This window comes from Pseudomonas sp. Ag1 (assembly GCF_000278565.1).
In the GTDB taxonomy this organism is placed as follows: Bacteria; Pseudomonadota; Gammaproteobacteria; order Pseudomonadales; family Pseudomonadaceae; genus Aquipseudomonas.
The window spans coordinates 156,836-182,636 of sequence record NZ_AKVH01000111.1 but is presented as its reverse complement, the minus strand read 5'-3'; the positions used below and the strand labels follow the sequence as shown (position 1 = coordinate 182,636).

The following is a 25,801-nucleotide window of genomic DNA, read 5'->3' as shown; positions in this document are numbered from 1 at the left end:
CTCACACCGGCCCTGAGGAATGACCACCGTTGAAGCGCCCGAAATGCTGCGCCAGGAAAACACTCAGGGCCAAGGCCCCGAGCCCGAGGGCGAGCACATCAGCGGTGTTTTTGAGGTCGAAGTCCCCAACCCGGCAGACCAGCACGTAGCCGATCACCAGGTTGAGAAAACCCCAGAGCACATTCAGCGTCGAGGAGGACCGCCCCTGGCCGCGCGGCTTGGCAAACGGCGTCTGGAAGGACTGGCCCATCAAGCCACTGAGGCAATGGGGCAGCGCGTTGGCGAGCAATACGCCGCCGAAGAAATAAGACACCAGCTCATGCCATTGCATCGTCACGCCCCCCTTGTTGCAAGCAAGCCGATGATCTCTTGCGCCGTGCCGGTTTCCCCCAGCTTCGGGAATACCTGGTTCAGGCTGTAGTGATGGGCCTCGGCGTTCGCGTCGGTCATGGCGTCGACGGCCAGGGTCACGTTGAAGCCGGCCTCGTAGGCCTGGCGCGCGGTGGACTCCACGCCGGTTCCGGTAGCAACGCCGGTGATCACCACTTGGGTCACGCCGAGTGCTTTGAGTTGCGCCTCAAGATCAGTGCTGGCGAAGGCACCCCAGGTGCGTTTGGTCACCCCAATGTCGCCGGGTTGCTGATCGAGTTCGGGCAACAGGTCGGCCCATCCTGGTGGAAACACATCACTGCGCCGTGGCCGCTCGGTGCGCCCGGGGGCGAAGCCTGTGACGTTGACCAGCACCACCGGCATCCCGCGCTCACGGAACGCGTTGAGCAGTGCACGGGAGCGTTCCACCACGGCGCCGATGGGGTGGATGAACGGGTATTCGGCGATGCCTTTTTGCAAGTCCACGATGATCAGCGCGGTGTTGGGATCCAGCAAGGTGACGGCCATGGGAGGTCCTCGAACGGATAGAAGTGGCTCAAAAGTCGGCGAGGCGCTCCAGCAGCTTTACCGCTGCCGCGAGTTCAGCTTGCTCTTCGGCAGACAGTTGCTCCTGCAGCGCCCGCAGCAGCCAATCGTCCTTGGCTGCGCGGCTGGCGATGAGGTGTTTACGAAAGCCGGGAGTCAGCTCGATCAGGGTTTGGCGCCCATCGCTGGGGTCGGGTTTGCCCCTGATCGCTTTCATCGTTTCCAGCCCGGCCACGGTGATGCGCATGGACTGCGGCCGCACGCTCTCCGCCCGGGCCAGGGCCGAGACGGTGCTGGGCCCGTCTCGGTCCAGGCGCAGCAGCACCGACTTCTGGGCGGAAGTGAAATCGTTCGGATGGGTTTGTTCCCGAAGCCGGCGTATCAGCTTGCCCAGGGAGATGCGCAGCTCGGCAGCCAGGGCGGCGGATTGGGTTTCGGAGGTGATGGAAGGTTTGTTCATGCCCGGACGTTAGCATGCGTGCAGAAAAACTGTACAGTTTAGCTGTATGAAATTTTTGTCATAAAAGCCCGCGTCGACGGTCCTTTTGCCGGGGCGTTACCTGGTGTCGCGGCTGGGCGTGCTGTCGTTCATGGACCGGGATGGTGCAAGACCGAATGCTATGTGGGTGACCGATTGTTGGACGTGGATGATGAACGGGTTCTGCAACTGTTCACGGACTTGATGAGCCGCGCATTGACCTGATCGACATGCATGCGCGGCTTTTTCCCGGCCTATCAAGTGTGTTGATAGCGGTACTCCTGAGTCACCCCTTCATAGCCGTAGGCACTGGCCCGGCAGTCGATGATGTGCACATTGGAGTGCGGGTGCAGGTTGCCGATCAACTCCGCCAACAGCGTGTAGGCCTCACGATGAAAACGCGCCTTTTGCGCCTTGGTGTTGGTCTCATCGGTCACGGTGACTTCCAGGCGGAATGCGTTGCGCCCGTGTTCGGCCAGCGAGCGGTTATGAATGAACCACTGGTCGTGCGGCACAAAATCGAGAATCAGCAAGGTCTGCTCCGGGCGTTTCTCGAGCACTTCACAGGTCAGTGCAGTGAGCTGCGGGACGAGCTGGCGGACCAGTTCGGGATTGCGTTCTCCGGAGATTTTCAGGGTGATGCCTGGCATGGCGAATTCCTCGTAAGGGTAGGGTGAGGTGCCAGATTAAGAAAATTATTCGGATCTGAAAAACGGGAAGATATAATGATATCTATCGGAAAAAACGCAGGTTAGACATGCGCCCCTTTGACCTTGAGCAACTGCGCTCCTTCGTCACCATCCTGGAATCCGGCAGCCTTTCGGCGGCCGCGCCCAAGCTGTGCCGTTCCCAGTCCGCGCTCAGTGAGCAACTTCGCAAGCTGGAAACCTTCACCGGCGTGACGCTGCTGGAGCGCGGCAAAAAAGGCGTGAGCCCCACACCTGCCGGAGAGCGCCTGCTGGCACATGCGCGTGAATTGCTCGCGCTGAGTGACTGCGTGCTTGAGGACATGCGCGGCGTGACCTTGAGCGGCGAACTGCGCCTGGCCATCACCGACTATTTTTTGCCGAGCGCCATCGCGGGCATGTTGAAGGGTTTGCGCACGCGATATCCGCAGCTTCGGTTGCATGTTTCGGTGCGCAAGAGCCTGCAAATCGAAAAGGGCGCCAACAGCGGCGAATTCGACATTGGCCTGTCGATGCGCATCCTCGATGGTCGCAGCCTTCCCGAAGGCATTCCCGTACGACGAGAGGCCCTGCGGTGGGTGGCACTCAGTGGGTTCGACGCACAGCACCAACTCGCGGCGCCGCTGCCGTTGGTGGTACTTCCCCAGGATTGCAGCTTGCAGCGGTTCACCATCGACCTGCTGGATGCGCGCGGGGTGCCGTATGTCATCGCGCATTCCGCGTCCGGGGTGGCGGGCCTGCAATCGGCACTGCTGGCGGGGCTGGGCGTGGCGTGCCTGAACAGCTCGGCCGTGCCTGCCGGGGCCGAGGCATGCCGGACGATTCAAACGCTTCCGGCGTTGCCCGATGTCGAGTTCAGCCTGTTACCGCCGCGTCCGGGCGAGGCTTCGCTGGTCAGTGCAGTGCGAGAAATGTTGATCACGCACTTTTCCTAGCGGCTCAAGATCGCCGGCTGGCCCCCGGTGGCTGCCCGGTGACGCGCTTGAATGCCCGGCTGAACGCGGCCTGGGAGTTATAGCCAAGGCGCTGCGCCACGGTTTCAATGGGCAGCCGCTCCAGCGTCAGCCACTGGCTGGCCAGGCGCATCCGCAGTTCGGTGGCGTAGCGCAACGGTGGCGTGCCGATCGTGGTTTGAAAGTGTTGGGCGAACACCGAGCGCGAGGTATGACACTGCGCCGCCAGCTCTTCCACCGTCCAGTCGCGCCCAGGCTGTTGATGCAACGCCAGCAGGGCCTTGGCCAGGCGCGGGTCGCGTAGCGCGGCCACCAGGCCGGACGCATTCCCGCAGGCACATTCGACCCAGCCCCGAACAACCATGGCCGCCACCACGTCCGCCAGGCGTGCCAGAATGCCGGCGAAGCCGATGCGGGCGCTGCTGACTTCACGCTCCATGGCCGCCAGGATCGGCATCAACCCCGGATAACGTTGGCCCTTGGCGTCGATCAGCATCAGGTCCGGCATCAGGCGGCCAAGGCCGTGCAAACTCCCCAGTTCAAACTCCATGCAGCCGCTGAAGAGCAGGGTGCTTTGAGCCACGCCTGCATCGGCGCGGGCATCCACGGCACACACCGCATCGCCGAGGGCTGCGGCGTTGAAGCTGTCGATGTCCTGCACCGGCACCTCCGGGCTGGAGAGCAACTGATGGGCGCCCCCGTGGGAGATGAACACGGCGTTGCCCGGCGTCAGTTCGTACTGCGTGCCGTCCTCGGTACGCAGGGTGACGCCGCCGGCGGCGACAAGGTGGAAGTACGCATGCCCGGGTTTGGCCGCAAAGCCCAGGCCAAACGCCGGCCCGGCCTGGATACGGCGGTACTCGACGCCCCGCAGGCGCATGCCGCGCAACAGCTCGTTGATGAGGTCAGAGGACACGTCGAACGGTTCTGGAGGCATCATTTTCGGGGTTTCGGTAAAGGATTCAAGATTTTGCATCATAGATCATCCTGCCCTGCGTACCTAGACTGGCGGTCGCGATAACTTTTGGAGGGTGACCAGTGATGAGCAGTTGTGTGTGTGACGCCGTAATCGGTGCAGATGTGGCGCCCGCGACACCGGCCTGGATGGCGGTGTTTTCGTTGGCGATGGGCGTGTTCGGATTACTCACGGCGGAGTACCTGCCGGCCAGTTTGTTGACGCCGATGGCGGCCGAACTCGGCGTCTCGGAAGCCTTGGCAGGGCAGGCGGTGACAGTCACGGCGGTGGTGGCGTTGTTCGCCGGGTTGCTGGTCCCGGGCCTGACCCGCGGGATCGACCGGCGCGTGGTGCTGTTGTGCTTCAGCGCACTGATGATCTGCTCCAACCTGCTGGTGGCGGTCTCGTCGAGCCTCACGGTGTTGCTGCTGATGCGCGTCCTGCTGGGCATCGCCCTGGGTGGCTTCTGGAGCATGGCGGCGGCGGTGGCGATGCGGCTTGTACCGGCGGCCCTGCTGCCGCGTGCCTTGTCGATCATCTTCAGCGGCATCGCGGTGGGCACTGTCGTGGCGGTGCCGCTGGGCAGCTTTTTGGGTGGGCTGTACGGCTGGCGCAGCGCGTTTCTCGCCGCCGCAGCAGTGGGCGGCGTGACCCTGGTGTTCCAGCTGTTCACCCTGCCGCCGCTCGCACCCCGCAGGACCGCCCGCTTGAGGACGGTGCTGGAAGTGCTGTTGCGTCCGGGCATTGCCGTGGGCATGTTGGGGTGCGTGCTGGTGCACACCGGGCACTTTGCGCTGTTCACCTATATCCGGCCATTCCTGGAAAGCACCACTGGCGTCGATGCCGAGGGGCTGGCGTTGATGTTGCTGGGGTTTGGCGTTGCGAACTTTGCCGGCACGCTGCTGGCTGGTTGGCTGCTGGTGCGTCTGCCGCGTGGAACATTGGTGCTGATGCCCGCGCTGGTGGGCGTTGCGGCGCTCGCCCTGGCGCTGTTGCCGGCAACCGTGACCGGCCAGGTGTGGTTGTTGATGCTCTGGGGCCTGGCGTTTGGCGGGGTGCCGGTGGCCTGGTCGAACTGGGTGGCGCGGGCAGTGCCTGACCAGGCCGAAAGCGCCGGGGGCATGGTGGTGGCTTCAGTGCAGTCGGCGATTGCCGCCGGGGCGGCGGCAGGCGGCGCGATGTTCAGTTTCAGTGGTATCGGCGGGGTCTTTGTCGCGGCAGGTATCTTGATGCTGTTGGCGGCACTGTTGATTGCGCTGAAGGTGAAGGTTGAAGCGCCTCCACAAGGTGCAGAGGCGGGGCCGGCGTTTCATCTCTGAAACCGTGTTAGAGGCAGGGGGCGAGAATAAACGCATGCGCTTCGCCCCCTTTCAGTTCGCTTGATCAATCCTGCTGGTTTTGGGCTCAGTTCCGACTCCGAGCAATCGTAGCTGAACGACCGCCTGCTGATCATTGCCCGGCAGCGACCCTCGTATCTCTCTTTACTTCAGTAGCTGCGCAAAATAACCTCTGCCTCGCAGGCACCGTCCTGCTCCTTCAGGTTTGGCAAGGCGCTTCACACTCACCAGCACCGCCTGGCAGGTGTCATGGTGCTTGCACGTTGAGGTTCTGCGATGAGCGCAGTCGTTGATCATGGCGTCCGTTTCGGACGAATTGCAGTAACGCTTCCCGTAAAGGACATGGGCAGGGCCCATGATTTTTACACCAGGGTGCTGGGGTTTACGAAAGCCTTCGAAAATGGAAACCCGATCGGCTTCATGATTCTGCAGCGCGACCAGGGCGAGCTGCATTTGACCTTGCAACCCAACCACCCAGCCGCCGCGTTCACGATTGCCCACCTGATGGTGGACGATGTCGACAGGCTGCACGCCGCTTGCGTGCAGCATGGGGCGAGGATCATCAAGCGTCTCAAGGATCAGGATTACGGGTTGCGGGCGTTTGTGTTCGAAGACCCGGACGGGAATCGTATTGATGTAGGTCAGCCGCTCTAACCGAGCAGTCAGGGAAGATAATGTTGACGACTACCGATGTTGTTCACACGCTGCGTGCACCGTCAGAGCTTGATTACTACGACACCCGGTCAGCCCCGCTGCCTACTGAAATCACCGCGCTGGATGCCTGGAACATCATGACCGGCGAACCGGGGCCGTTGATGCAGGTGGCTTTCCGAATCAGGGATGCCATTTCCTCGTTGTTTGGTGTGAAGCGCATCGGTGGGTTCTCCGGCACCTTGCGCGAGGCTGTGCAGGTCGGCGACCGGCTGGACTTCTTCCTGGTGGAACGCAGCGCGCCCGACATGCTGGTGCTGACCGAACGTGACCGGCACCTGGATGTGATGATCTGCCTTTCAATCGCTGACCGTGTACTCACGATCACCTCGTCGGTTGTCACCCATAACACCTATGGGCGCCTCTACATGCTGTCAGTGGGGCCAGCGCACAAACTCATCGTGAATGCTCACCTGCGACGACTTGAACGAACGCTGCAAGAGACAGCCGCAACGCCCGGCGGGTAGGCACGTTCACCGCCCGCCGGGAGGTGGATCAATTGCCTTTTTCAGCCGCCAAGAAGTACGCAACCAACGCATTGGCGTGACCATGGCCCATGCCGTGTTCAGTCTTGAGCAAGGCCACAAGCTCCATATGCTTCCTGGAACTGGCGGCCTTGAGCAGATCCAGCCAGTGGCTAATGGGTTGCCCATAGTTTTTTTCGATGGAGGGGAAGTACGACGCTGGCCCTTTTGTTTTTGTGTCGTCGGTCATGATGCAAACTCCCTTTTTGCTGAGGTGATAATGCCCGGATAACGTTACCGCTCTGGACTCACCGGGTCCACCGTACGGCCCGTCCCTACACGCCCCCGTTGGCCTCGCCAATCAGAATATCCTCGAAGAACGCCCCGACCGGTTGTGTGGGATGGCAGATCTGTATCTCCAGCACCCAGACCATCTCGCTCGGTACGATCTCGACTTCAGCCAGCTTGTCCTGCCCGAACAGGGCATGCGGGAAGTCGGCGATGCGGTGTCCGGCCAGGTTGCGCTCAAGGCGCCAGCCCTTGGAGAGGGCGCTACCCTCAGCGAAGTCGTACAGCTCGCGCCCGGTCAGCCCGCGGTGCCAGGCATCGCGGGTCTCGTCGAACACTTCATGCAGGGCCTTCGTGCAAGCGTCATGCAATGGGTGCTCGCCGAATACGAAGGTGTCGCCATAGTCGCCTTCATAGCCATCCCACACCGGGCCAAGGTCCACCACGGCGATATCGGTGGGCCGCAGCTTGCGCAGCAGGTCGATGCCTTGGCGGGGTGTGCGGACGGTGTCTTCGCCAAAGCGGATATAGGTGGGATGCCAGGTGTGAGACGCGCCCATGGCCTGCAATGTCTCACTGGCCATTGCGAGGGCTTGCGCCGTGGTCATGCCGACTTTCAATTGATCGGCGATGGCGGCCAGGGCCCTGACCGTTTGCTCGCGGGCCGCGAGCATGCCGTCCAGCGAGTAGCGCGGGCCGACTTTTTCCAGCACCGGGTGCCGCGTGTTGAGCGACTCCGCTGGCGTCAATGCACCGCTGGGGACGAAGGCTTCGGCGACAAAACGATGCGCCTGCGCACCTGCCGCCAGGCAGGCTTCGCGGGCCTGGTTGATCATCGTGCTATTGCCGCAGGCGTAGATTTGGCTCTCGGCCCAGTCATGGGGCTGTGTCAACGCGACCTGCTGTACGCGGGCGTTTGCCGACAAAACCCGATGCCAGAGAAAGCGTGGATGGGCCTGGCTGGCCCGTTCGAGAAACTCGACGTCGTAGAAGTCCGCCGGTGCCGAGTTACCCCAATACAGGGTGACCTCGGCCTGGCGGGCCAGGGCCGTCAGCAACAAGGGCTTGATACCGGCATAACCGGTCCCGGTAGCGAACAGCACAACAGGGCGCCCATCGTCGTGTTGCCAGGTGCAGGCGCCCACGGGGCCTTCGAGTTTCACGGCATCGCCCACTTGCAGGGTCGGCAGGATGCGTTCGGAAAACAGGCCGCCGCTGACCTGGCGAATATGAAATACCAACCGGCCTTGATCCTGCGCGGGCAGATTGGCCACGGAGAAACAGCGGCTGTCGCCATCGTCGAGGCGAAACCTGAGGTACTGGCCGGCCCGGACTTCGAGTGGCTGGGCAGTCAGCAACACCAGCTCGACGATGTCGGCGCTCAACGCGCGTTTGCTGATCACCTGTGCGCTGGCTTCCAGCGCGGGCGTGTCCAGTGACCAGCCGGGGATTTCCAGGCGCATGTCGCTGCAGGCATGGCTCTGGCACAGCAACATCTCGTCAGCCGCGAGCGGATAAGAAGGGGCAGGGGTGTCGGGTGTGCGCAGCTTTTCCCGGTGCTGGCCCGACACCACCTTGACCTTGCACGACCCGCAGGCGCCGCGCCGGCAGGAAAAGGGTACGGCGAGACCGCTGGCCAGCATGGCGTCGAGCAGCAATTGATCGGCAGCTTCGAAGGATTTGCCCGAGGGCAACAATTCAACGACATGGCGGTTTTGCATAAACACCTCGGGGCAATTGAGGCTCGATTGTTGCGGTAGACTAGGACCAGGAGAACCTCCAGTTTTGGATAATTCATATGGTCCAGCTTCGCAAATGGCGCCCGCTGCTCAAACTCGATGGGGAGCAGCCGCAGGCGTCCTACAGAAAGATCGTCGAGGGCCTGGTGAGCGCGATTGTCGAGGGCCGCCTGCGCCCCGGAGCGCTGTTGCCCGGCACGCGGGAGATGGCGCAACTTCTGGACGTCAACCGCAAGACGGTGATCCTTGCCTACGAGGAGGCGGTGACCAAGGGCTGGCTGGTCAGCCTTCAACGTCGCGGTACCTTCGTCAGTTCGCAGCTGGCGACAGGCGCGGTGCCGGCCACCCGCGCACCGAAGTCGTTTGCCCCGGCATTGCGGGAGGTGCCTGCGGCGGCCTATTTCACCCCAGGCGAACAGGTGACAGCCCTGCAACACCGGCCCGGCGCGCTGTTTTTCGACAATGGCGCCTGTGACCATCGCTTGCTGCCGCAAGCCGTGCTGCACCGCTATTACCGCAATGCCTTGCGCAACAGCTTTACCACCAACACCGTGCGCCATGGCAGCGAAGGCAGCGGCCAGTACCTGCGCAACGCCCTGGCCGAAATGTTGCGCCACAATCGCGGCCTGACGGTCGGCGCGCCGCAGATTTGCCTGACCCAAGGCGTGCAGATGTCGCTGTACCTGACCGCCAGCGCGCTGCTCAAACCCGGTGATGTGGTGGTGGTCGAACGCCTGAGTTACCCACCGGCCTGGGAGATTTTCCGCCAGTTGGGTGCGCAACTGGTCACCGTGGACCTCGACGACGAAGGTTGCCGGGTCGACCAGCTCGCCGAGCTGTGCCGCCTGCATGACGTACGGATGATGTACGTCACCCCCCATCACCAGTTTCCTACCACCGTCAGCCTGCGTGCCGGACGTCGCCAGCAGCTCCTGGAACTGGCCCGGCTGCATGACTTCTGCATCATCGAGGAAGACTACGACCACGAGTATCACTTTGCCGGACGGCCCTATTTGCCTCTGGCCAGTGACAGCGCGCAGCGTCATGTGATCTACATCGGCTCGCTGTCCAAGTCCCTGGGCAGCACCTTCCGTTGCAGTTATATCGTTGCCCCGTCGAACCTCATCGAAGTGCTCGAACGTACGGCGGCGGTGAGCCTGGGCCAGGGCGATGCCGTGATGCAGCGGATGCTCGCGGACCTGATCAACGATGGCGAATTGAAGAAGCACCTGCGGCGGGTTTCCAGGGAATACCGTCGGCGCCGGGAGACCCTGCTCAGTTGTTTGCTGGAAGCTTTTGGCGAGCAGATCTCTGTGCAGGAACCCGAAGGCGGGCTGGCGCTGTGGGTAAAGTTCGCCGACTCAATCGACGTCGACCGACTGGCCGAAAAAGCACTGGAGCTGGACCTGGTGGTGCGCAGCGGTCGCCTGTTTTCACCGTTTGATCATCCTGAAAATGCCTTGCGCCTGGGCTTCGCCTCGCTCAATTCGGAGGAAATCCGCGTCGCTACGCAGCGTTTGGCTCAGGCGGCGCGGGCGATTGGGGAAGTGGCTAAATAGTTACGCCGGCTGACGCCCACACTGTTCAGTCCGGAAGTGGAGATCTAACAAGCAAAGAAAAACCAATGTGGGAGCGGGCTTGCTCGCGAATGCGGTGGGCCAGTCAGCACATTTTTCACTGACAGACCGCATTCGCGAGCAAGCCCGTTCCCACAGTTGATCTTTGTTGGATTGGGCATTGCGTTCACACCAGCCGAACCTAGCGCGACAACACCGGCGCTGCGCCTTTTTCCTCCACGCCCACCTCATGCAGCGAAATCCGCGACGTCTCCGGCAACGCCAACCCGCCCGCCAACGCCAGCACCGCCACCGCAATCAGATAAAACGCCGGCGACAGGTTGCTGCCCGTGGTACTGATCAACCACGTCGCCACCAACGGCGCCGTACCGCCAAAGATCGTGTACGCCATGTTGTAGGTAATCGCCGAAGCCGTATACCGAGTGCGTGTCGGAAAGGTCTCCGACAACAACGCCGCCGTCACCACTCCACACAACACCGCGCCCACCGCCAGCAACATCACCCCCACCACCGACGCCGCGAACGACCCGGAACTGGCCATCAGGAACGACGGGTACACCACCACAATCAACAACACACACGCCGTCATCACCGTGACCCGACGCCCCACCCGATCCGAATACAACCCCGCCAGCGGGCAGATCGCCGCCGCGAAAATCAGCGCAATCAGCGACACCAGCAACGCCACCGCCCGACTCAAGCCACCCGCCACCTGCAGATACGTCGCGAAGTAGGTGGTGAACATATAGAACGACAACGCCGTAAGCGACACAAAAGCGCCCAGGCAACAGATCGCCGCACCATGGTTGCGCAAGGTTTCCCTGAGGGGAGAGTGCGCGACCGCGTGCTCCTGCTTCACCGCCTGGAAGGCCGGCGTCTCATCCAGCTTCCAGCGCAGGTAAAGCCCCACCAGCCCCAGCGGCGCCGCGATCAGGAACGGCAAGCGCCAGCCCCAGCTGCCCATCGCCTCGGCGGACAGCGAAGCCTCCAGTGCGTACGCCACCACGGCCGCCGCAGCGAACGCAGAAAACGTCGACACCGGCACAAAACTGCCATACCAGGCGCGCTTGTCACTGGGCGCATGCTCCATCAGATAGGCACAGGCCCCGGCGTATTCGCCCCCGGCGGAAAAGCCCTGGGCGCAGCGAATCAACGACAACAGAATCGGCGCCGCCACGCCGATGGCGGCATAGGTGGGCAGCAGGCCGATCAGCGTGGTGGCGCCGGCCATCAGCAAAATCGTCATGGCCAGCGTGCGTTTGCGCCCGATCCGGTCGCCGAGCATGCCAAAGAAAATCCCGCCCAGGGGCCGGAAGGCGAAGGCCACCGCGAACACCGCAAAGGTCTTGAGCAACGCCGCGCTGGCGTCACCGCTGGGGAAGAATTGCTGGGCGATGGTGGTGGCGAGAAAGCCGTAGACGGCGAAGTCGAACCACTCCACGAAGTTACCGATGCCGGCGGCGATGATCACTCTGCGCAGGGTTTGGGGGCTGACCTGGTCGGTGGATGGGCTCGTCATGGGGGAAGGCCTCGGCGGTGGTAAGGGGATGCTTGATTATCGGGGGCGGGGATTGGGCGGCGGGGCTCAAAAGAGTCGTCCGCGTAGTTAGTAGCGACTTGGTGGGAGTGATGCAGGCAGGATTTGAGCCAGGTAAGGCGGGGAGCTATCCAGGGAGGGGGTGGGTGATTTCTACGCAAGGACCACAACGGAAAAGGGGTCAGACCACGTTTTCACTATCTGCCAGATGTAAAAGACAGTTCGCCGAGAGAAGTTTCGTGTGCCTTGATTCCCGAATGAGGATGAAGAAGACTCCATCAATTATCTGAGGTCGAACCAACGACCGAAGTTGTCGAAATGGGATTACTTTTGAGCATGGGGCCGCCGATGCAGGGAAAAACGTTCGAGATAGTGCGAATAGATCAGATCCACGAAATTGTTTCGCCAACCGTAGAGTCACTTTTACAGCCGTTAGGATTCGAAGTTCAGGGCCCGCTGTCCTGGCTTCGTAGCGTCGATGCTCCCATTCGCCAACTCTTTCGCCTTGAGCAGTGGAAAGGCGGCGCGCTAGCGCCGTCATGGGCTCTGTCACTGGACTTCGTTCCCCATCTTTCCGGCAATGAAATCAAATGGCACAGGACGTCAAAATCAGCACGACCTGATCTGACTTTCGATGTGCGCGATCGAGCGTTTGATATCTCATGCAGCTACGGACCTGATGCCATAGCAACCAGCGCACCCAATATCCTCCGGGCTGCCATTCCAAAAGCTGAATCGTTTTGGGACGAGGCTCGTTCGATAGCCGCCCTGCCTGGTGCTTTCGAGCGGGTCAAGCAGCATTTGTCGACGGGTGGCCTGGGTTTCTACAACTACATACAACATCCTCTTGCATACGCGTTTGTATTGGCCATGAACGGCAAGCCCGATACAGCCGAAGAAGAGTTTCAACGCTATTCACAGCGTCTTTCAGAGGCGGCTCGAAAAAAACTCCGCAAGCTATTCATTGATGCAGGCGGTCACCTTGGCTAAGCGAGTACGGCTTTTTCAACAGAATCGGCCAGAAGCGGCCGCTCATGACCGACCGCTTCCGACCCTAAGCCGCCATTCCAGGTGCCTAAGAGGCCAGGGACGATTTAGGCTTCAATCTAGACTCTGGGATAGGCGCCCCGGGACGTGGGTCGATCATCGTCATCATAAGGATCTGGGGCTTGATTGAGAGCAATAGAATCATCAGGATCAGGTAGCATCGGTCTCGTCTGTGGAGCATTTGGACTCACAGGCCGAAACCAACTGCTGAAGGCTAACGCTTCCTCTTGAAGAAAATGCTCAATCCGCTTTTGCTGAATAGCGTTCAAGTAGCCCCCAGCAAAGCCTCGTCCCAGGGAGCGGAGTAGTAAGTCGAGCTTCTTGGGATCCGGTTCATCGAAAATCCCCACGCTCTTGGTCCGTAAATCAGCATCATCAATCCATTGCTCAAGATTGCCTCAGTACGAATCGCAGAGAAAATTCGCGCGAGTCGTGTGGTTTTATCGCCACCAGCGGGGATGCTTTTCAACCAGTCAAAAAGTGTTGTGTGCTTTGGATAGTCTGGGTACGCGAGTATCAACATAGTAACTTTGCAATAATAACGTATTGGATAAAAAACAAGAAAACTATAAATCTTGCTTAGGCTCTATCGGACTGCGCAGCCTTTTAGTTCGTCCTAAGGCATCCCATTCAATAAGCTGCACGTACTTTTTTCGTACCGAATAAAAACAGAGCTCCGCACCATCGAGATGCTTCATTGATGGAGGAGGCTTTTCGCCCTGAATCAAAACAGCGATTGTCTCCTCAGGCTTTGAAAATGCTCGTGGTGCAGACTGTATACGAACATGAATTAACTTTGTTTCCGCTCTGCATGCATCGATAGCGGCCTGTCTCTCAGGAGACAATGCGCTAGCGTACAGAGAAAACAATGTGCTTGTTCCCAAAAGCACAGTGACAATTAAAAGCTTAATCATGACCCCACCTATTTATTGTATCTTCACCAAAAAACTAATAGAGCTTCCAGGGAGCCAAGGTATCCTATCTGCATACAACACTGCAACTCGAATTCATGAACGTTACCCTTAAGCCGCTATAAAAAACATTCGACGCATAAAAATCAAATAAATCACAATGCTGGCCTGGCCATAGATACAAAAAATCTTCAATTGTAATGCAATCGCAAGCATGTGGACATAATACTGCAACATATCCAACAGTAAGGTTGAAGAGTGCGATAGGAATCCGCAGCAAGCTGCCATTAAGATAGTTAGTCATTTAGGGATCTTGGTATTTGGAACCGCTATGTCGATTATGGAAGATCAAGCGAAGTTATTTAGAAAAGAATCTCTACCCAACAAATTAGAAAATACGAGCGTCGCAGCAAGATCCGAAAGGATTGGCAGTATTAAGCCATGGGCAGCTTCGATAGCTTTAATGCTATGTGTTTTTTTTATTTTGTTGCAACCCTATACTAGAAGAGTAGACGTAAATTTTATCACAATAGCACTGTCTGGAAAGCAGCGTGTTGAGGCTACATCAGAAGGTGTGATATCTGAGATATTTGTGGAGCAGGGAGACTTCGTTCATCGAGGGCAAAAACTAATAGCCTACACACGAGAGCAATTCGGACGGAGCGGTTCTACCAATCTTCAAAAAAGAAATCTTCTTAGTCAAAATCTTATACAGCTAAATGAATTGTCTGTAAAAAACTCCCAGAACTATCAAATTAGTATAGAAAAGCTAGGGCTCCAATCTAAATTTTCGGAATTACGGGCCGCTGAGTTGGAGGCCCGAGTGCATGGCTTAGTCAGTGCGCGGAAAATTCTAGAATCAAAAATTGTGGTAGGTAATCATTTGCTGGCTGAGGGCGCTGTAGCCGAAAGTTATATTCAGGATCTTAAAGATAAAGTCTTGAATATCGACAATTTATCTTATTATGCAAAACAAAACTTGATAAAGGAGCAGCAGTTTCTCTCTGAAGCTCCCAACCTGGCAAAGCAATATAAAAATGAACTAGAAATTCAGATCAACCACAATAGATCTGAGGCTATAGAGATTGAACGAGAGCTGATTGATATTGAAAGCCAAATCTTATCATATATTGTCGCCGATTTTGATGGCGTCGTCGCGGCAGTGAGTGCTTCAAAGGGAAGTAGCATCAGGAAATCGGACAGCCTTATTGTGGTTGAAGCAGAAAAAGGAGAACCGACTGCACGTATTTTAATACCTAAGCAAGCAGCTGCATTAGCTAATCTCGGACAGAAAGTCACTCTGCGATATGATGCTTACCCGTTTACAAAATTCGGAACAGCTCAGGCGGAAATAATACAAATTGATAATACAGTAACCAGCACGAAAGACGTATTGCGTACGCTAGGTTTGCAAGCCGAAGAGCCCGGTTATTTAGCGACTATAAAGATAATTGAATCTAGCAACTCGAATCTGGAGATAGACTACCAAAAAGACGGACTTACCGGTCGAGCCTCAGTAATGCTTGAAGAGCACTCTCTTATCAGATGGATATTTGATCCATTGATAAATTCTGTAGTACAGGCGGGGCAAGGAAAACTAAATGAATATTAAAAATTTTCAGCTCATACGCCAGCAAGAACAATCTGAATGCGGATTGGCATGTGTAGCAATGATCTGCGAGCACTATGGAGTAGACATTTCACTTAACTCCCTGCGTGCTGACTTTGCAACAGGGGGACGCGGAATAAATTTAAAGAACTTGTCAGATTTGTTATCTAAGATTGGTTTCAGGTACCGACATCTAAGGCTTGAGTTGGAACAAGTTCGTACGTTAGAGTTGCCATGCATTCTTCACTGGCGCATGAATCATTTTGTTGTGCTTACAAAGGCAAGTAAAAATAGATTCACAATTTATGATCCTGCCGAGGGCGTTTATCGGTTTAACAGAAGTGAGTTTTCAGCAAGTTTTACTGGTATAGCTACTGAGCTTTTTTACACAGCAGATTGTAAGTTGGCTTCAGGCTCAGCCCGTAAGGTAGGCATATTTCAGCCCGGGCTCAAACGTGATAAATCGTTGCTGATTTACGTGTTACCCATAGTAATAGAGCTCCTTACGCTAGCATCACCTTTTTATATTCAGCTAGCAGTGGATCAGGTAATGGAGAGCAATGACCAAAACCTTATGTTCGTTATTGCGATGTTATTTGGTGCATTATGCTGTATTCAATATCTGCTCCAAACAATCCATCTAAAAAACACTGTCAACACGGCAAGGTCATTAGCAGACTCTTTAGGATATGAAACGTTTCAGAAAGCCGTTAGCTTGCCCGTTTCGTTTTTTTCAACGAGGACATCGAACAACATAATTTCGAAGTTCACGTCCCTTCTAGCTATTGTAAGTTTTGAACACAAATATCGTAGTACGGCACTTGTAGCTGCATGGCTGATTGTCGCAGCTCTGATAGTATCATCAATTATCTCAATCCACTTAGCGCTGTGCACAGCTGCATTCAGGATTGTGTATGGGGTGAGTGTAGTATTTATCTCGAAAAACCAACGACATGCGTTGCGGCAGAAGAGCAAGATGAAAACTCGCTCAGATAATATAGTCCTAGACACGATACGGAATATAAAGCAGATACAGTCTGCCAGGGTTCAGGAAGAAAGCAAAGAAAGGTTCTTCGCGAATTATTCTAGTTATAACTATTATGATGCAACCGCCCAAAGCATCACACTAAAAAGCGTAGGGTTGCTAAATTTGTTATTGAATCTGCATAGGATTTTCGTCGTTGTGATAGCTGCAGGCCAAATATCCAATGGCTCCCTAAGCATCGGTGGGATTTTTGCATATTTGCTTATTAGCTCAAGGTTCTTCGTTAATCTGAGTTCCATTTCTAACTACTTCATCCACAAGCACGAAAATCAGTATCATCTGGACAATCTTGAAGATTTATATAGTTACCCAGCTGAAGTGACTCAATTTAGAAGGCGCATCAGGCTTGAGAAACCCGATATCGCATTGAAAGATGTTTGCTTTAGGCATTCACCTTCAACGAAATAGATTATGTACAATTGCGATATCTCGATAAGGTACGGTGAAAAAATCTTACTTCGAGGAAAGTCGGGGGGAGGCAAAAGCACACTAATCTCTTTATTAAGCGGAAATTTAAAGGCAAATTCCGGGAAACAAATGTTAAGCGGTTTCCTGCTCGAAGAAACAGGTCCCGATTCATTTCGATCTCATTTTTCCATCATGATGCAAGACGATCAGATCGTATCGGGCACTATACTGGACAATATAATATATTCACGTTCGAACATAAGCTTTGACAATGTATTTAGTGCAGCAGAAGCGGCGTGTATTCATGATGATATTATTACAATGCCTATGGGTTATAACACTCTTCTTTCGGGGGCCGCTAATATTTTATCTGCGGGGCAAAAACAAAGAACATTATTAGCAAGAGCACTGGCCGAAGACGCGCCTGTGCTAATGCTTGACGAGGCAACTAGCAATTTGGATTTAGATAGTAAAAAAAACATGCTGAAACACATATTAAACCTTGATAAAACTGTAATAGTTATCTCTCATGATGACCTAGAAGATAATTTCAGTCGCGTGATCGATCTAGATGCCCTAAATAGACTTTAACCTGGTGGGCAATTTCTATTGTGGCCTTCAATCTATAGATACTTAATTCATCAATATACGGCGAGGAGGTAAAAACCAAATATACTCAGATGGAATATCAATTTTAATTTATATATTACGTGAGGATATAAAGATGCGTGAATTGACAGCAGAAGAACTCATTTTGGTATCTGGGGGTGATGATACCAACGGAGCGGATGAAAATTGGGGGGATGATATATCTCACGATCCAGGTGAACATCCAGATGACGGCATGGCGCACGATCCTGGGGACGTGTCCCCGGGGGACACCGTTAGCTTTTGACTCAAATGCATGGCTCACTGCAGTGAGCCATGCATCGGTTCAGAGATTGTCTTATTCTAGATGGCTCCTAAGCTATTGGTCTGTGGATTTAGATATTATTAGTTTTCTGTCTTGCATTGCAGTAGACGATAAGGAGTGGATAAGTAGCAACTCAACTTTCCAAACGAACAATTATTGTAATAGTGTTTCTCAAGGCCAAGTCAAAAACGGAGGTAGAACATATCTGTTTTATCTTTCCAGTGGAGCATGCAAAAAAGTGATTATTCGTACTTTAAATACCATTGCATGGAAACCTTTGGACCCCAACTCAGTTAATTGGGACGCGTTGGGCAGTTTGCCTTTGTTACTACATGCAGCGGAAGTCCTACCTTTAGCTAGATCCGCAAAATGGCCCGATTCGCTTGAAGTCGCAAAATCAGTAGCAGTCTGCCAAGACTATAGCTTTGAGCACTATCTGAGCAAATATTATGCTGATAGAAATCATACAGAGTACCCATCGATGCGGGCTGTCGAGGAAAAGAAAATCCTAACTGTCTTGCCCCACTTAAGTTCTGATTACCTTAATAAAAACTGCTCTTTACAATTAATAGATACTATTCTAGCCATAGCCTCAGAACTATCTGGTGCTGCTTCTGAAATTCGCGCTGTGGACGTTTATACTAATTCAGATAGTCATCATGTTCGAATTAAATACCCTTCGCCTGAAAGTATACCAAGCACTCTGAAATCAATACAAAAGTGCATTGATAATTGGAGGGGGTCGCGGTTGCTATTAGCTATCATGGTATCGATCTCTTTTGTCGCATGCCATCCATTTATCGATTGTAATGGAAGAATCTCAAGGATTTTATTTAACTATATTTGTGGTTTAAAAGGGGATGCATACATCCCGTTAGCAGAAATTAACTTTTTTTCCCGAGGAGGATATGAGATCCGACTTCGGAAAGCTGTAATGTTCGGAAGCTGGGTTGAAATTGTTGAATATTTTAGTGCAGTTATCTGCTTGGGTGAAAAAAATTCTGAGCTAGAGCAACATGTGTGATCTATCGCTCAAATAATGGCCTGCTATTGTTTTTCAGTGGTGATAAATATCTGGATTTTAACTGGCGGATTTTACATGAATTTTAGGGCGCACACTTATCTGCTCTCCATTTTTTTAGTATGTCTTTGTGCAGGCGCGAAAGGTGAGATATTACCGGAACCTATAAAGTCGCCGAGTGACAGAAATAACTACCGGTCGATACGGTTACAGAATAACATTATCGCTTTACTTGTGAATGATCATGCTGCAACTAAGTCAGCTATTGCGATAACAGTAAATGCAGGTAGCGATCAGGACCCTGAGTCTCTACCAGGATTGGCGCACCTTACCGAGCATATGGTCTTTTTAGGCAGTAGGCGCTACCCTGATCCTAATGGAATCTCCAAATTAATGGGCCTTGTTGGAGGCACTTTTAACGCTAAAACCAATAGGCAATATACAGATTATTATTTTCATGTTCCAGCACCAGCGCTACCCGTAGCAATGGCCCATCTGGCTGCTGCTCTGAGTGAGCCATTATTTGATAGAACATACGTTGAGTCTGAACGAAAGGCTATTGATGCAGAATATCGGATGCTCTCAGACAATGAAAAATTTCGTTTTCTGGAAGCAGTTGGCAATGCCGTTAGTCCGCGTCATTCTTGGGCGCGCTTTCGAATCGGGAACTTAAAAACGTTAGGTGGTGATTCCGAGAAAATCGCAAGTGAAGTCGCAAGGTTTCACAAGCTCTACTATTCTTCGGAAAGGATAAAATTAGTTGTAAGCGGGCCCCAGTCTCTAGATGAGCTTCAGCATTTAGTCGAGCATAATTTTCTGAGCTTCAATAGTGGCTTAAATTTGCCCACACCCGATCATATCGACTTGTGGAAAAAAAATGCCGAGCCGCTAATCGTACATGTGCAGCCAAAAGATTCACGGAACAAGCTAACGTTAATTCTTACTGTTCGAAATGAGGCCGGAGATGAGTTCAGCAAGCCGCTTAACTTTATACTCTCATTGCTCAATGCAAAAAACGAGGGGGGCTTGCAATCTCAGCTACAGAGACATGGGTTGGCGAAACAGGTTAGTGTTAACGTGATGGAGTGGCGCAAAAATCAATCTATAATAGGTGTCCATATCGAGATGGCTGCCGGTGCTCCTCCAGAAATTAGCGCTATCAAAGAGGCTATCTATGACTCCATTGAGTTAGTTCGAACGGCTGGTTTAGATCGTTGGAGATATGATGAGCTCGCTGCTTTGAGCAAGCAACGTTTTTTGTATAAAGAGAAAAAGCCCCCCTTGGCTATGGCTAGGTCATTAGTAAGCAATATGCGCCGCTATGAACCTGAGGACTGGTTGTATGGGCCGTTTCGAATGAATGGTATCGCCCCCCAAAGGATTGATTCTTTGTTGTCGGATATGGCCTCTAGCAATACTCTGTTGGTATGGGAGTCGCAGGCCGCTCCGACCGATCACGTCTCTAAATGGCTAGATGTACCTTACAGTATCCAACAAGACACCACGTTGCCTAGTCATACTCAAATCTACACATTTTCTCTTCCTAAAAAAAATCCGTTCCTTGTGGATGATTTGAATCTGGTTGACGTTAACGAATCTGAACCGCTGTCAATTTTTAATAAATCTGGAACCCGAGTTTGGTATCGCCCCGAAAAAGAGTTCAATATGCCGATGACTGCATGGAGAATTTCTATAAAAAGTAATTCTGAAGTGGGCCTGGAGGACCATGTAAATCTTGCATTGCTTATAACTTGGCTGAATTACCGTATGCAAAATGTTCTTCAACAGGCATCTTACGCAGGTTTGTTCGGTGAAATAAAAATAGCTGAGCAGGGTATCGAGGTGGGCCTACATGGTTTGCGTCAGCACCAGGATCTGCTCCTGCAGGAGGTGTTGCGGACGTTAATGAATGAGCCAATAAATCGTCATGAGTTCAATACTGTCGTGGCTCGTATGGAGCGGTATTGGAGGTCTCAAGAGAGTAAGATGCCTTTAGCTGCTGCAAATGATGCTCTGCGAATTGCAATATACCCCGAAAACTGGCCATCTAATGAAAGCCTTTCTGAACTCAATAAAGCCTCGATAGACAGTTTTAATCGCTGGCGTGATAGATGGCTAGAAGATATACATTCAGATGCCCTAGTTGTAGGCAATTTATCCTTGGATACCGCCCGGAAAACAGGGTCTATGATTCATGAGGTTTTGAAAACCACAGCACGGACCCGCTATTTTGTTTACTCCGGCCCTCGCACTTTAGACGAAAATTTACCGCCCATTCGTGTCCGTTCATCATCTCACGATAGCGTACTTATTACATATGTGCCTTTTTCGAGCAGTACGCTCAGCGCGCAGGCCCATTCAATGCTGATCAGTCAATTTGTTGCTAGCCGTTTTTTTCAAAAGATAAGAACCCAGCAGCAAATAGGTTATGCGGTTTCTGCATATCCGAGCAGTGACTGGCGTAAACCAGCCTTAATATTATCAATACAGTCTAGCAATTATGGAAGTGGCGATATCCAGTCTAAAGTTTTGGAATTCCTTGCTTCGCTAGATAGAGAGTTTTGTGAATTGGATGACACACAGCTCAACAAGTTGAAAAGCGGGGCATCTAATAAATTGAAACTTGATCACGGTGGGTTAATGGAAATGACTGAGGGTTACTGGGCGGACATATCACGACTAGACTACAGTTTTAGCACGCGCCAAGAGCTTCTTGAAGTTGTTAATAAAGCAACTGTTACTGACATTCGTTCAGCTTGGAAAAACCTGATTTCCGGACCGAAGCTATGGATAACACTAGATCCAAACCGAGCCTCTAACTCTCGGCCGGTTGGAGTCGACCCATAGCCTATGACATCGTGCCCGTGACCTTAAATGTAAACGCCGTATTCAATCTGCCCCCAGCAGTTCGTGGACCGAACACCTGGTTTCGTAGGCATGCGACGGCAGCTTTTGGCCGTTGTTGGCCGGTTGGGTTCTTATCTACTTACTAGGTGTCAGAGCGTTGAGAAGACCTGTCTTAGACAGCGTAGTGTTCAGAGCAACCGGAGATCAGATTATGACGGAAAGAGCTTTGGCGCCGGATCAAAATCTATGGGATTCGTGGACTCCTGCCGAGTTAGCGGTTCGCCTGAAGAGCGTCTCGCTTCCATGGTGCGTTGTAGGCGGGTGGGCACTTGATCTATGGCTCGGCGAAAAGACTAGGGAGCATGAAGACATAGAGCTCACCATGTTGCGAGACGATTTTCCAAAATTCCGGCACGCGCTTGGCGATCTCGATATGTACACCGCGAAGGACGGGATACTCACTTTTCTTCCCTCGGGTCAAATCCCAGGTCAAGACATTCAGCAGGTGTGGTGTTTCGACCCAATTGCTCAAGCTTGGCGGTTAGACATGATGATTGAATCGGGAAGTCCTGAAGTATGGGTTTACAAAAGGGATGGGGCTATCCGGTTTTCCCGTAAAGAAATGTTGTGTTTGAGCAGTGAAAGCATTCCATATTTAAGGCCTGCGGCGATCCTTTTGTTCAAAGCCCTGCGTACGCGGGCAAAGGATGAGGAGGATTTTCACAAGATCTTGCCGACGCTGCCTGATGAGGAGGTTGCGTGGCTGAGGCGGCATTTGCTGAAGCTTCATCCTGAGCATCACTGGATAACCCTGTTAGCGCTAGAGCGACTTTGACTCATGCCAGAATGCATTGACTCACCCGAATACTCAGTAAAAGATGGTCTTGTGCGGGATTTCAGCTGCTGAAGATGGGGTAGTCAAAATCAGCAGCCTGAATCAAAGTTGCATCAGCGCCAACAGTAAAAACGTTTTTCAGCGCGATGGGTGTCCAAATTAGAGCCGCAAATCGCGTTTCTACGCAAAATCTCGGTCTGCCATCCAGCCGATAAATTTTAGATTTGGCATAGAAGCGCCAACTTCAATTTTGGCTCAGTCTGGGCCGAGAGCAGCCATTCGTGACGGGCTGATCTCGGCCAGTCGCGACCGTCCGCTTCTGGCCGAAACCAGCCCTTTAATTCCCATACCGGTCTACCATGGCCCCCCCGGCAGTGGTTCCACGCGCTACCGACCTCAATCTCAAGGTATCGCCCATGACCTCTTCACCCCGCATCACCCCATCCCGCACCTCATCCGAGGCATCCCAATGAGCATCGACCAAATCAGCCTCCCAAAAGGCGTAGGCCCTCACGCCATCAAGCTCCTCGACGCCATCACCGGTGCTGACACCAAAGAAGACCTCAACCGCGCAGGCGGGAAGGCTGAAGGTTTTGTATTGGGTCTGGAAAGCGCCAAGGCTATCAAAAGCCAAATCGCCGAGTCGCTGTATGTGGCATACGACGACGCGGCGAGTAATCGGTTGAGTGAGTTGAAGGGCTAGTCCCGCTGGACCGCGTTCGGCTTTAGCTTCGAGGTGTTTCGCGGTCCATCAGTTTGCGATCAGCAATTCGCTCAATTCGTTCAGTTGGTGGATGGTCAGTGCCGCATCGCGGTCTGTCCGGTCAGTTCGTCGGACAGCTCGAGCAGCAGGGCACCGACTGAGCAAACGGTTTTGTGTTTGTTGGCTATCAGAATTTCGCTGCTGACGCCGGAGAGTGCGCTGAAAAGGGCGGTCGTCTCTGGGACGGTAGCGGGATTCAGGCCGTGATCAAGAAGGAAAAGAAGTCTGGTTTTTTAATCGAAAAAATAAAGCCCCTTTCTGTTCAGCGTGGTGCCGGGTTATCCAGGCATATCAAGTCATTTCATTACCTGTCGGGCCAGGAAATATCATCAGAATTCAACCATGTTATCCGAGCTGATTTAACTCTCGGATTCTTTAAAAAATCTTCCACCGCTAACCATGCTACATCGGGCTTTAAAAATGAGCCTTCAGGTACGAACTGATCATCACCACAATTCTTAACGACATTAATTTTATTCAGTGTACCCACTGAATAAAACTCAGCGCCTGTTCGTTCTCCGGATATTCGGATGTTGTATCTAACTGAAATACCTAACTCTTTATTCTCTAGCACTGATAGCTCGGACTTGTCACCTTCGTCACTAATATAGCTAAATACTCCATCACCGGACCCTTTCTGCCACTTTGAAGATTGATAGTTCAAGAAGAACTCAGCATATGCCTGAGGATCTGGATCAATATCAACGTCATGATCAAGAAAGAAACATTTTAATTCAGGCATAGCACGCTCGCTAAAATTGAGTTAGGCAACCATCACATACAGTCTTTTAGAAAAGACGTGAAGTGATTCTGACCACATCAATCAATGACATTTGCGGCTTTGCCATTCACTCCAGCAGTTCTCCGCAACTATATCCGGATAGCCGCGTTCCCTTTCCATATCAAGCGCCACGCTGAATGGCAGGGTAATACAAACCGCCTGGTCTCGAATATTGCAGACCTCAGCCTCGGTAAGAGGTGAACCCTTTCTGTCTTCAGCGGCGGTGAGAACGGCTACGAGGGCTGGTACAAATACTAGGCATAGCGGATCAGCGTCCATGAATCACCTGTTGGGTTTCGACTAGGCCCATTACAACGAACCAGGCGGGGTTCAGCAATGGCTGAATGCACCGTGCGCCTCTCGCCGCGTCGCTGTATATGACATACGACGACGCGGCGAGTAATCGGTTGGGTGAGTTGAAGGGCTAGTCCCGCTGGACTGCGTTGGGCTCTATGCCCGAGGTGTTTCGCGATCCATCAGTTTGCCGATCAGCAGTACGCTCAATTCGCTCAGTTGGTGAATGGCCAATGCCACGTCGCGGTCTTTGCCGGTCAGTTCGTCGGACAGGTCGAGCAGCAGGGCGCTGACGGAGGAAACGGTTTCGTAGCTGTTGGCGATCAGGATTTCGCTGCTGACGCCGGAGGTGACGCTGAAGAGGGCGGTTGTCTCTGGGACTGTCTCGGTGCCGGGATTGAGGTAGTGATCAATGGCGCGCTGGGCAGCCTGGTGGAGTTTTAGATCCGGTTTCTTCGGAGGATTCGGCGTTACTTTGAACATGGTGCAATTCCTGAATGGGGCCGACACCCTTTCGCTACTACACAAGAGGGTGGCAGCTGTACGCAGGTTAGTAGACCGGGGAATTACACAAAGCCGGCGCACCCGAAGGCGCCCTACGCACAGCCACCATCAAGCACAGACAGGAACGTCTGATAGATGCAGCTCATGCACTATGTGTAATTGACCCTAGGGCTACTAAACCCGATCACTGAGTTTTCAGCGACCGAGCAACCTTAGAGATGACCAACCAGGTGCACAAGCCGGCGGATTCTGACGCAAGCGTAGGCAAAGGAGCAAGGTGCTACGGCCTACGCAAAGTCTCCTTTATCCCGCAAATGCAACCACCAGCCCATCGGCCTTTACGGTCCATTCACCTTTCAAACCGTGCTCCAACACTTCGGCGGTGGCCGCGAACAATTGCCAGTCGGACGTTTCCGAAATCTGTATTTCCATAAAGTTTCGCCGAAAGGTACTTGTCGTAGAATGTGACAAAACCTGCGCAGCTTTCAAAGGAATGACCCCCTGGCAACGCGCGCAACGACCTGCCGTGCCCGTTATGGAAAACCTATGCGCTCTTATCGCCTGTTGTACGTGTTACTGGCCCTGATCCTCAGCGGCTGCAGCATTCCGTATCAAACACCCGAAGCCCGGCAGCAAATCGAGCACGACCTACAGATTGCCCCCGGTTCGGTGCGGGCCCTGAGCCAGACCAACTGGTGCTACTTGCCCTACGGCTCGGAGAATGGCGGCGATGGCCAGTGCCGTGCCACTCAGGGGCTGGGCGTTCTGGTGGACGATGGCTTGATTCTGAGCACCTATTCCGGTGGCCGTTATCAGCGCTTTATCACACTGCGTACCCGCGATGTGCTGTGCGTGAAAACCTTCCGCAGCCGTGAAGCCGCCGCGGCGTTTTTCGCGTTCACTCGGGCGGGGGCTGCTCAGATCATTCCGCTGACGGCCGAGGGGCAGTTCAACACGCCGGTGAAAATCCAGTTTCTGGATTACCTGCTCGGTGAGAACCAGCCGGGCGATCTGACCACCGACAAGACCTATGTGCGTGACACCGGCAAAAATGCCTACTCCGTCGGGATCATTCCAGGCACGAAAATTCCGTATGTGTCTGCGGTGGCGGCGACGGAAGTGTTCAATCCCTGTCCGGAAAAGTAGTCGCCGGGAGTAACCCAGCGCGTATGAATCACTATCA

Annotated in this window: 28 protein-coding genes; 15 read left to right on the top strand and 13 right to left on the bottom strand. The window is 53.8% G+C overall.

Going from position 1 to position 25,801, the window contains the following annotated elements; translation table 11 throughout:
* Window position 1: 1 nt before the first annotated feature.
* The 4 genes from A462_RS03915 to A462_RS03930 all read right to left on the bottom strand — a co-directional run bounded on the left by A462_RS03915 (window position 2) and on the right by A462_RS03930 (window position 2,043).
* Window positions 2-331 carry a hypothetical protein gene (locus tag A462_RS03915; RefSeq protein WP_008438861.1) on the bottom strand — a complete coding sequence of 110 codons (330 nt, stop codon included), beginning with the start codon at window positions 329-331 and terminating at the stop codon, window positions 2-4.
* A 2-nt stretch (window positions 332-333) separates the two neighbouring features.
* The gene (locus A462_RS03920) at window positions 334-897 is read right to left on the bottom strand and encodes an isochorismatase family protein (RefSeq protein ID WP_008438859.1); all 564 of its coding nucleotides are present in this window, start codon (window positions 895-897) and stop codon (window positions 334-336) included.
* Window positions 898-925: 28 nt separating this feature from the next.
* Window positions 926-1,375, bottom strand: a complete 450-nt coding sequence (locus tag A462_RS03925) for a MarR family winged helix-turn-helix transcriptional regulator (RefSeq protein WP_003214523.1) — start codon at window positions 1,373-1,375, stop codon at window positions 926-928.
* Window positions 1,376-1,650: 275 nt separating this feature from the next.
* Window positions 1,651-2,043, bottom strand: coding sequence for a tautomerase family protein (locus A462_RS03930; RefSeq protein WP_003214522.1), 393 nt, complete (start codon window positions 2,041-2,043; stop codon window positions 1,651-1,653).
* A gap of 107 nt (window positions 2,044-2,150) precedes the next feature.
* On the opposite strand from A462_RS03930, the gene A462_RS03935 reads away from it, so the two are divergent.
* Window positions 2,151-3,014: a LysR family transcriptional regulator gene (locus A462_RS03935; RefSeq protein ID WP_003214521.1), complete on the top strand. Its 864-nt coding sequence runs from the start codon at window positions 2,151-2,153 to the stop codon at window positions 3,012-3,014.
* A gap of 4 nt (window positions 3,015-3,018) precedes the next feature.
* Here A462_RS03935 and A462_RS03940 read toward each other — a convergent pair whose 3' ends face one another.
* The gene (locus tag A462_RS03940; protein WP_008438855.1) at window positions 3,019-4,008 is read right to left on the bottom strand and encodes an AraC family transcriptional regulator; all 990 of its coding nucleotides are present in this window, start codon (window positions 4,006-4,008) and stop codon (window positions 3,019-3,021) included.
* 65 nt (window positions 4,009-4,073) lie between these two features.
* Here A462_RS03940 and A462_RS03945 point away from each other — a divergent pair, with 65 nt between their 5' ends.
* The 3 genes from A462_RS03945 (at window position 4,074) to A462_RS03955 (ending at window position 6,502) form a co-directional block, all read left to right on the top strand.
* Window positions 4,074-5,306, top strand: coding sequence for an MFS transporter (locus A462_RS03945; RefSeq protein ID WP_008438854.1), 1,233 nt, complete (start codon window positions 4,074-4,076; stop codon window positions 5,304-5,306).
* 294 nt (window positions 5,307-5,600) lie between these two features.
* Complete coding sequence (locus A462_RS03950) at window positions 5,601-5,978, top strand: VOC family protein (protein ID WP_008438853.1); 378 nt, start codon at window positions 5,601-5,603, stop codon at window positions 5,976-5,978.
* A 20-nt stretch (window positions 5,979-5,998) separates the two neighbouring features.
* Window positions 5,999-6,502, top strand: coding sequence for a DUF2867 domain-containing protein (locus A462_RS03955; RefSeq protein ID WP_008438852.1), 504 nt, complete (start codon window positions 5,999-6,001; stop codon window positions 6,500-6,502).
* Window positions 6,503-6,530: 28 nt separating this feature from the next.
* Here the strand turns inward: A462_RS03955 and A462_RS03960 are convergent, their stop codons facing one another.
* Together A462_RS03960 and A462_RS03965 are read right to left on the bottom strand one after the other, a co-directional pair.
* Entirely contained in the window at window positions 6,531-6,749 is a 219-nt protein-coding gene (locus A462_RS03960; protein ID WP_003214516.1) for a DUF4287 domain-containing protein, read from the bottom strand.
* A gap of 85 nt (window positions 6,750-6,834) precedes the next feature.
* The gene (locus A462_RS03965; RefSeq protein WP_008438851.1) at window positions 6,835-8,508 is read right to left on the bottom strand and encodes a M24 family metallopeptidase; all 1,674 of its coding nucleotides are present in this window, start codon (window positions 8,506-8,508) and stop codon (window positions 6,835-6,837) included.
* Window positions 8,509-8,585: 77 nt separating this feature from the next.
* On the opposite strand from A462_RS03965, the gene pdxR reads away from it, so the two are divergent.
* Window positions 8,586-10,085, top strand: coding sequence for a MocR-like pyridoxine biosynthesis transcription factor PdxR (gene pdxR, locus A462_RS03970; RefSeq protein ID WP_008438849.1), 1,500 nt, complete (start codon window positions 8,586-8,588; stop codon window positions 10,083-10,085).
* A gap of 199 nt (window positions 10,086-10,284) precedes the next feature.
* Here pdxR and A462_RS03975 read toward each other — a convergent pair whose 3' ends face one another.
* Window positions 10,285-11,622 carry an MFS transporter gene (locus tag A462_RS03975; protein ID WP_008438844.1) on the bottom strand — a complete coding sequence of 446 codons (1,338 nt, stop codon included), beginning with the start codon at window positions 11,620-11,622 and terminating at the stop codon, window positions 10,285-10,287.
* A gap of 336 nt (window positions 11,623-11,958) precedes the next feature.
* Here A462_RS03975 and A462_RS03980 point away from each other — a divergent pair, with 336 nt between their 5' ends.
* Window positions 11,959-12,630: a hypothetical protein gene (locus tag A462_RS03980; RefSeq protein ID WP_008438842.1), complete on the top strand. Its 672-nt coding sequence runs from the start codon at window positions 11,959-11,961 to the stop codon at window positions 12,628-12,630.
* Window positions 12,631-13,253: 623 nt separating this feature from the next.
* On the opposite strand, the gene A462_RS34505 is transcribed toward A462_RS03980, so the two are convergent.
* Window positions 13,254-13,601: a hypothetical protein gene (locus A462_RS34505; protein ID WP_157222889.1), complete on the bottom strand. Its 348-nt coding sequence runs from the start codon at window positions 13,599-13,601 to the stop codon at window positions 13,254-13,256.
* Window positions 13,602-13,929: 328 nt separating this feature from the next.
* Between A462_RS34505 and A462_RS03985 the strand changes: the two genes are divergently transcribed.
* From A462_RS03985 to A462_RS04000, 8 genes are all read left to right on the top strand, one after another.
* Window positions 13,930-15,210, top strand: a complete 1,281-nt coding sequence (locus tag A462_RS03985; RefSeq protein WP_083853262.1) for an HlyD family efflux transporter periplasmic adaptor subunit — start codon at window positions 13,930-13,932, stop codon at window positions 15,208-15,210.
* Window positions 15,200-16,660, top strand: coding sequence for a cysteine peptidase family C39 domain-containing protein (locus tag A462_RS33915; protein ID WP_083853261.1), 1,461 nt, complete (start codon window positions 15,200-15,202; stop codon window positions 16,658-16,660). The genes A462_RS03985 and A462_RS33915 overlap by 11 nt, the downstream gene beginning before the upstream one ends.
* Before the next feature lie 3 nt (window positions 16,661-16,663).
* Complete coding sequence (locus A462_RS33910; RefSeq protein ID WP_083853260.1) at window positions 16,664-17,251, top strand: ATP-binding cassette domain-containing protein; 588 nt, start codon at window positions 16,664-16,666, stop codon at window positions 17,249-17,251.
* Between the two features lie 133 nt (window positions 17,252-17,384).
* Complete coding sequence (locus A462_RS34500; protein ID WP_157222888.1) at window positions 17,385-17,555, top strand: hypothetical protein; 171 nt, start codon at window positions 17,385-17,387, stop codon at window positions 17,553-17,555.
* Between the two features lie 82 nt (window positions 17,556-17,637).
* Entirely contained in the window at window positions 17,638-18,597 is a 960-nt protein-coding gene (locus A462_RS33905) for a Fic family protein (protein ID WP_157222887.1), read from the top strand.
* Between the two features lie 75 nt (window positions 18,598-18,672).
* Window positions 18,673-21,441 carry an insulinase family protein gene (locus tag A462_RS33900; RefSeq protein ID WP_008438827.1) on the top strand — a complete coding sequence of 923 codons (2,769 nt, stop codon included), beginning with the start codon at window positions 18,673-18,675 and terminating at the stop codon, window positions 21,439-21,441.
* Between the two features lie 211 nt (window positions 21,442-21,652).
* A complete protein-coding gene (locus A462_RS03995) occupies window positions 21,653-22,276 on the top strand; it encodes a nucleotidyltransferase domain-containing protein (protein ID WP_008438826.1) in 624 nt (207 codons plus the stop codon).
* A gap of 469 nt (window positions 22,277-22,745) precedes the next feature.
* A complete protein-coding gene (locus tag A462_RS04000) occupies window positions 22,746-22,979 on the top strand; it encodes a hypothetical protein (RefSeq protein WP_008438825.1) in 234 nt (77 codons plus the stop codon).
* 364 nt (window positions 22,980-23,343) lie between these two features.
* Here the strand turns inward: A462_RS04000 and A462_RS34495 are convergent, their stop codons facing one another.
* From A462_RS34495 to A462_RS35095, 4 genes are all read right to left on the bottom strand, one after another.
* Entirely contained in the window at window positions 23,344-23,781 is a 438-nt protein-coding gene (locus A462_RS34495; protein WP_157222886.1) for a hypothetical protein, read from the bottom strand.
* Between the two features lie 81 nt (window positions 23,782-23,862).
* Window positions 23,863-24,099 (bottom strand): hypothetical protein, encoded by a 237-nt coding sequence (locus A462_RS35000; RefSeq protein ID WP_083853257.1) that lies wholly within the window; start codon window positions 24,097-24,099, stop codon window positions 23,863-23,865.
* Between the two features lie 171 nt (window positions 24,100-24,270).
* On the bottom strand, window positions 24,271-24,597 hold the full coding sequence (locus A462_RS04005) for a DUF6124 family protein (RefSeq protein ID WP_008438824.1): 327 nt from the start codon (window positions 24,595-24,597) through the stop codon (window positions 24,271-24,273).
* A gap of 324 nt (window positions 24,598-24,921) precedes the next feature.
* Window positions 24,922-25,050 carry a hypothetical protein gene (locus A462_RS35095; protein WP_256346977.1) on the bottom strand — a complete coding sequence of 43 codons (129 nt, stop codon included), beginning with the start codon at window positions 25,048-25,050 and terminating at the stop codon, window positions 24,922-24,924.
* Window positions 25,051-25,164: 114 nt separating this feature from the next.
* On the opposite strand from A462_RS35095, the gene A462_RS04010 reads away from it, so the two are divergent.
* Window positions 25,165-25,764: a hypothetical protein gene (locus tag A462_RS04010; protein ID WP_008438818.1), complete on the top strand. Its 600-nt coding sequence runs from the start codon at window positions 25,165-25,167 to the stop codon at window positions 25,762-25,764.
* Window positions 25,765-25,801 lie beyond the last annotated feature (37 nt).